This window comes from Companilactobacillus mindensis DSM 14500 (genome assembly GCF_001434275.1).
Lineage (GTDB): Bacteria > Bacillota > Bacilli > Lactobacillales > Lactobacillaceae > Companilactobacillus > Companilactobacillus mindensis.
In genome coordinates, this window is sequence record NZ_AZEZ01000082.1 from 3,108 (window position 1) to 9,092 (window position 5,985).

Here is a 5,985-nt window from a genome sequence, read left to right on the forward strand (position 1 = left end):
GTATGAACTTTTCTAAACATTTCCCAAGCCTTCAAATAACTCATTTTCGCGTTGGCTTTAGCCAAGCTATCAATTTTTTTGTCTTCCATATATTGATAATGATTAGATAATTCACGAATATTTTTACGCTCCATTAGTTCTGAAATCCGATCTTGAATAATTTTAAGGCCTATCCCAATTTGTTTTAATCGGTATATTTCTTTATCGATACCTACCAGTTTGTTATACACAGTCCGACTGATATTGGAATTTATTTTGATGATTTCCTTTTGTTTATTACTTGGATAAATTCTCATCTTGATGCCATAATGATAGTCAAGTTCTGCCATCGATTTCAAACCATTCACCACCTTTACGGCATCAGTATATACGAACTTACGTTCTTGTAGCAACCAAAAATCACAAAAAAAACAGGCTATCCATCCCACGACTAAAGTCATGGGAATTCCGCCAATTAATTTAAATCAAAAGAGCCTCAATTTCTAATTGTTTGATTAGAAATTGGGGCTCTTAATTATTCTGCTTTCATCTGTGTTTTCTTAACAGCTTCTTGTCTAAAGAGATAGCCCAATATCAAGATAACCAAAACAATCAAAATCAAAGCAGTCAACATAATATTATGAATTCCACTGAAGAAAATACGTCTCATTTCAGGGACAAAGGCCTTAGGTAGGTATTTGGCATCAGCCGCATTACTCAACTTATTCATCATACTCATAGTGATGTGACCATGACTTTGACGAACACCACGAATCAAGGCTAGATTTAAAATAACCCCATAAATCGACGACATGAATGTTTGGCTCAAAATTCTGACTAAGTAAGCGAAGGAAGTTGAGATCGGTACATCACGGGTCTCAACGTCAAATTGTACGGCAATCAGCAAAGCATTGAAGCAAACACCAACTCCGAAACCTTCAAAGACTCCCATTATTAATAGGAAAGTATAACTTGCATTTTGACTAGCCCAATACAGACCGGCAAAGGAGATCAAAAATGACAAAGTTCCAATCGCAATGATCATGTAACGGCTCATACTACGTTGTAAAAATGGCTCTAGTTCTGAACCGATAAAGTTTGCAATGGCTCCGGGAATCTGCGTCATCCCACCGATCAAAGCACTGAGTCCCATAATACCTTGGGCCCACATTGGAATATAGATGTTAAAGGCCACGAACGAACCCCACAATAATGCGAATAAAATCAAATCGATAACTAACTTTTCATTCTTGAATAGTCGGTTAGGAACAATTGGATCGTCAACTTTACTCTCAACTCTAGACATCCAGAAAATCAAGGCAGCACCAACTACGATAAAGGCAATGGTAGCAAAGATCGAAGCGACTCCTAATAATTGGATTCCGACTAAGATTGATGACAAACCTAATACCATTAAGATTGCACCGTAATAATCGACTTTTTCTTGATTGAGTTTTTCTTTAATACGGAAGAAGATTGCTACGATCGTAATTGACAACAATGCCAATGGCAAATTAATGTAGAAAACCCAATGCCAACTGAAGGTATCAACGATCCAGCCACCAATCAACGGACCGACGATAGAGGTTCCACTGAAGCCAGCTGAAGCGATTCCGATAACTTGCGAACGCCGTTTGATATTTTTAAATATTTGCGAATAGATAATAAACGGTATCGTATTCATACCACCGGCACCGATACCCATGACGCTTCTGGCGGTGATGAACCAGATAATATTTGGCGCTAATCCTTGGAACAAAGCTCCAATCATGAAGACGATCGTAGCGGTAATATAGGCAACTTTGTTACCTTTTTTCTCACCAAATTTGCTCCATAACGGTGTTGAAACGGCCATCCCTAACAAGAAAATCGCTACGATCCAACCCATGTACTGAATACCATGCAGGTCACTGATAATTGCTGGCAGTGCAGTATTAATTATTGTCGCATCGAGTCCGGCCATCATATTCGACAGCACTAATGCAAAAGTCACTAAAATTTTCCTATTTCGACTCATGCCCCTACTTCTTTCCCCATTATTTCCAATAAAAAATAAGACTCACACGATGTGCAACGTCTTACTTTCAAATAATATCTTGTCATTTACTGAAAAAATTACTTTATTTTTCAAGTATAGACTTCTTTATTAAATCATACAAATAATCAACAATTACAACTCTTCTGGATGAGCCAAAATGTTCTCCAACTTATTGAAGAACTGAGCAGTCTGATAACCGTCACAAACGGCATGATGAATCTGGAACGTCACTGGTAATTTGATACCATCGGAACGTTTTTCAAACTTGCTGGCAGTGACGATTGGCAATAAGTAATTGTCATTATTCTTAATATTCAAGTTAAAAGCGGAGAAACTAGCCCAAGGGATCATTGAAATATTAACGACATTTTGGGGAATTGGCTGTTTAGGGAACAATTTGCCAGTTCCTTGATACTTTTGAACATCGTCCAAATAGTCACGATGGAATTCTGCGAAAGTATACGTATCTTCGGTCGTAATGTTGGAAAATAGTTCTTTCTCGTTGTCAAAAATCGAATAGAATGGCACGCTCTTGTCAAAATAACCCAGATCACCATTCTCATCAAAGGCCATTCGATAGAGCGAATTGGAATTGATAACTTTCAAAACTGAATAGATAAAAAGTGGATAGAATTTATAATTCTTGGCTTTGACAAACTTCAAGGCTGCATCGATTGGAATCTCGTTTGTCATACTATAAGTAGTTCCTTGTTTTAGAAAGTGCTCAAAAACCTCACTGCGATCCCAAGTATTTAAATCTATTTTAGTAAATTCCATGTACTGACCTCCTAAATTTCAATTCATTAGTGGAGGCCAGTTTCTTCATATAATAGCCTCTGTTGTTATTTTACAACATTTAGAGAGTGGAACAAGTTTGAGAGAGTGGAACAAGCTTGGTCAGATTCTGAGCAATTGCCTAGACTGGGAAATTAGCCACCCGATTTTGGTGGGTGATTTTCAAGTCGTAGCAATGCACAGGAATCTAGCTTGTGGAACTCATTTTAGTGTGTGGAACAAACCTGGTTAACTTCTGAGCATTTGCCTAATCTCACGAATTGCTCGCCGCTTTTGCGAGTGATTTGGGAGACGTAGCAAAGCACAAGAAGTTGGTTTGTGGAACTCGTTTTAGAGAGTGGAACAAGCTTGATCAGATTCTGAATTTAATGACAAAAATTTCTTTTCTTAAATAATATTTCTACTTTTTTAAGTTTACTTTATTATTTTTGGCATATGATAATCTAATCAAAAGGATTATTATCTGATTAATTATTTTCTATTTTTTTGGGGGGTTAATTTATGAAAAATAGAATTTCTCAACGAGCTTGGTTAATCTCACTGCTCTTCAGTTTCATTTTTATTCTTACTACTAATCAACAGACAGTTCAAGCAGCACTGACTGATTCTGAAGATTTAAATGTTTTAAAAGACGCTCCGGATGGTATTGCTATCAGTAAATACATGTCCAACGCGTAACCTAACGTTACTGCAAGCGGCGATATTTATACGAACAACTCAGCTCAAATCGTCGATCACTCCGGTAACAATACTTCAGACGGAAATGTTATTTCTTTAGCCAGTGCCCACAACACTTATGGTTCAATGTGGTCAACTGATCAAACCTTCGACATCAATAAACCACAGACTATTTCAGCTTGGCTTTACTTTGGTTCAGGAACTGGCGATACCAGTGACATCAACAGTGAAGGAATTGCTTTCGTCCTGCAAAATGATAGTAATGGTGTGGCTGCGCTCGGTGCCGGACTCGAGGGAATGGGCGTCTATGGTTACGATGCCTCTAGAGTTAATCTTGTTGCTGGTTCCGCACCTACTCAGTCGTACATTAAGAGTACTGCTGTTCAAAACAGTATTGCCCTAGAATTTGATTCCTCATTGAACGATTTCTTTGCCAAAGTTAACGGTCCCATTAATAATAATGGGACAAAATTTCCTACTTATAAGGCCTACTATTCATTAAACGGTTACGATACTCAATATGGTAAAACTCTCGACAGCAGTCTAGGCTTTCCTTCTACTGCTAAATATGGTGCTGGTGGTACTTTTGGTCACATTGCAGCTACTTATCCGGGGCTTGAAGCAAGTTATCAACTTTTCGACTTGACCTTAAACAACTACGCCAAGGCTAATTATCAAGGTACCTTTACAAATGGGTACATTCTCGTTCACATCAAGCCTAACCAAGCACCTGAATTGATCAACGATACTGATTCTAGTGGCAATCCTGTTTATTGGCACCATGTTACGATCGACTGGACACCACCCGAATCCGGCAGTACTGATGGTACTTTAACTTATAATTACAATGATCTTTATAAAGACGGTACCAAGAACACTAATACTACCAATTCTAATTTCAAAAAAGTTACCGATTCGATCCAAGTCGACACTTCCAAGTTGAATACAACTTCTGGCAAAGTCCGTTGGGGCTTTACTGGTGCTAACGGTCCTTCAACTTCCGTTGCTAGCAAATTGGTTGCCTTCGATTCATTGCCAAATTTGCTATACGCCACAGCTGACGGCAACATTGTCGATACGACACTAGGAAATAAAAAAATCACTGACACTTCAACCGATAAAACTGTCGCTAATGGTGACGATCTACAACTTAACTACAACTTGAAGTACGTTCGTGGCGATGTAGCTTGGCAAAAAATCGCTGCCGATATCGAAATTCCTACTAATGTCACCTTGAATCCAGATTCTTCTGGCAACGTGGCTTATATCACTTACGCTGATGGTTCAACTGAAGCCATCAGTTCCAGTGAAGTTTCTGATGGTTCCCTAGAGCACACATTGGCCAAAGCAATCGGCACTCAAGCTGATGCTTCGGGGGGAACCTCAGCTACGGTAACTATTTCTGCCAAAGCTAACAACGAGACCGACAAAGATATCGACGTCAAATCCGCTGCGGCTGTTTTCAAAGGCAGCGACGAAATTTCTACTACCAATTCACCTGCCTTCACCATCTTAGCCCCTAAGAAATACACTTTGAAATTAGCCGATACAAACACTACTAATGACATCGATCTTTTATACAATTCTGACAATGCCGCTTTGAATCTACCTACAGAGTTGACTTACAGTGATAGCCACAGTTTCGGTGATTCCAATAGCAGTACCGATATTATTTATGAAATCACTGCTGGTGGCAAAACTTATACGGTTGGCTCTAGCGCTACTGGCACAAGTTTCGACCAGACTATTGATTTGAAGAGTTTGATCAATGACGATACAGCGTTTTGGAAATTGTTCAGTTTGAACTCGACCAACCAAGTCACAATAAAAGCTATCGACCAAGCTAACGGTTTAACTTCAAATACTTTGACTTACAACGTCAATACCAAACCTAACAAAACTTTGAGCATGACCGTTTCCAAGAATTTGAAATTCAAAGATATCAATTACACTGACGATACTGAGTACCTTCCTAGAAGCAATAATTTTGATCTCAGTGTAACGAGTCTCAGAAGTCCTTGGAAACTGGACGTTTCTACCGATGGTATGTATCTTGACGGTACAACTTTGAACGACAACATGGCTTTGGTTTATAAAAAAGATGCGGATGCTAGTTATCAAACTTTGAGTTCCACACCTACACAGATCGAATCTAATAAAAATTCTTACGATACCGATACTACTGATGATATTTCTGACGATTGGACTAACAAAACTGGCTTGTTGTTGAAACAATTAGGTACTAGTCAGGCTGGTCAATATACTGGTACTTTGACTTGGATATTGTCTGATTCGGTTGAATAACTGGATTGTTTTTGCGTTCACTGCCGTCTTCCATGAAATTCTGGTGGATTGCTGGAACGCTGTGAGAGCAACTTAGAGCCAATTACGGTTCAAATTGTCTCTAAGCTTGTCTGTCTCTAACCTGGCGAGGTTCGTCGCCAGCTAAGAGACTTCCACGGCTGAGCATCCACCAGAATTCCATTCCAGACTAG

At 39.0% G+C, this 5,985-nt stretch carries 5 protein-coding genes; 2 read left to right on the forward strand and 3 right to left on the reverse strand.

Annotated elements, in window-relative coordinates:
- The 3 genes from FD29_RS11650 to FD29_RS07440 form a co-directional block, all read right to left on the reverse strand.
- The coding region (locus FD29_RS11650) for a helix-turn-helix domain-containing protein (RefSeq protein ID WP_235804280.1) at nucleotides 1–338 on the reverse strand (338 nt) is incomplete at its 3' end.
- A 176-nt stretch (nucleotides 339–514) separates the two neighbouring features.
- The gene (locus tag FD29_RS07435; RefSeq protein WP_057888311.1) at nucleotides 515–1,996 is read right to left on the reverse strand and encodes an MFS transporter; all 1,482 of its coding nucleotides are present in this window, start codon (nucleotides 1,994–1,996) and stop codon (nucleotides 515–517) included.
- Between the two features lie 153 nt (nucleotides 1,997–2,149).
- Nucleotides 2,150–2,794 (reverse strand): CatA-like O-acetyltransferase, encoded by a 645-nt coding sequence (locus tag FD29_RS07440; protein WP_057888312.1) that lies wholly within the window; start codon nucleotides 2,792–2,794, stop codon nucleotides 2,150–2,152.
- A 519-nt stretch (nucleotides 2,795–3,313) separates the two neighbouring features.
- Between FD29_RS07440 and FD29_RS11410 the strand changes: the two genes are divergently transcribed.
- On the forward strand, nucleotides 3,314–3,490 hold the full coding sequence (locus FD29_RS11410) for a hypothetical protein (RefSeq protein WP_157049391.1): 177 nt from the start codon (nucleotides 3,314–3,316) through the stop codon (nucleotides 3,488–3,490).
- Nucleotides 3,491–3,616: 126 nt separating this feature from the next.
- The gene (locus tag FD29_RS07445) at nucleotides 3,617–5,794 is read left to right on the forward strand and encodes a hypothetical protein (protein ID WP_057888313.1); all 2,178 of its coding nucleotides are present in this window, start codon (nucleotides 3,617–3,619) and stop codon (nucleotides 5,792–5,794) included.
- Nucleotides 5,795–5,985 lie beyond the last annotated feature (191 nt).

Excerpts from the sequence above, each read along its gene's own strand:
- FD29_RS07435 (WP_057888311.1), bottom strand. The coding sequence starts at position 1,996 with ATGAGTCGAAATAGGAAAATTTTAGTGACTTTTGCATTAGTGCTGTCG.
- FD29_RS07440 (WP_057888312.1), bottom strand. The coding sequence starts at position 2,794 with ATGGAATTTACTAAAATAGATTTAAATACTTGGGATCGCAGTGAGGTT.
- FD29_RS11410 (WP_157049391.1), top strand. The coding sequence starts at position 3,314 with ATGAAAAATAGAATTTCTCAACGAGCTTGGTTAATCTCACTGCTCTTC.
- FD29_RS07445 (WP_057888313.1), top strand. The coding sequence starts at position 3,617 with ATGTGGTCAACTGATCAAACCTTCGACATCAATAAACCACAGACTATT.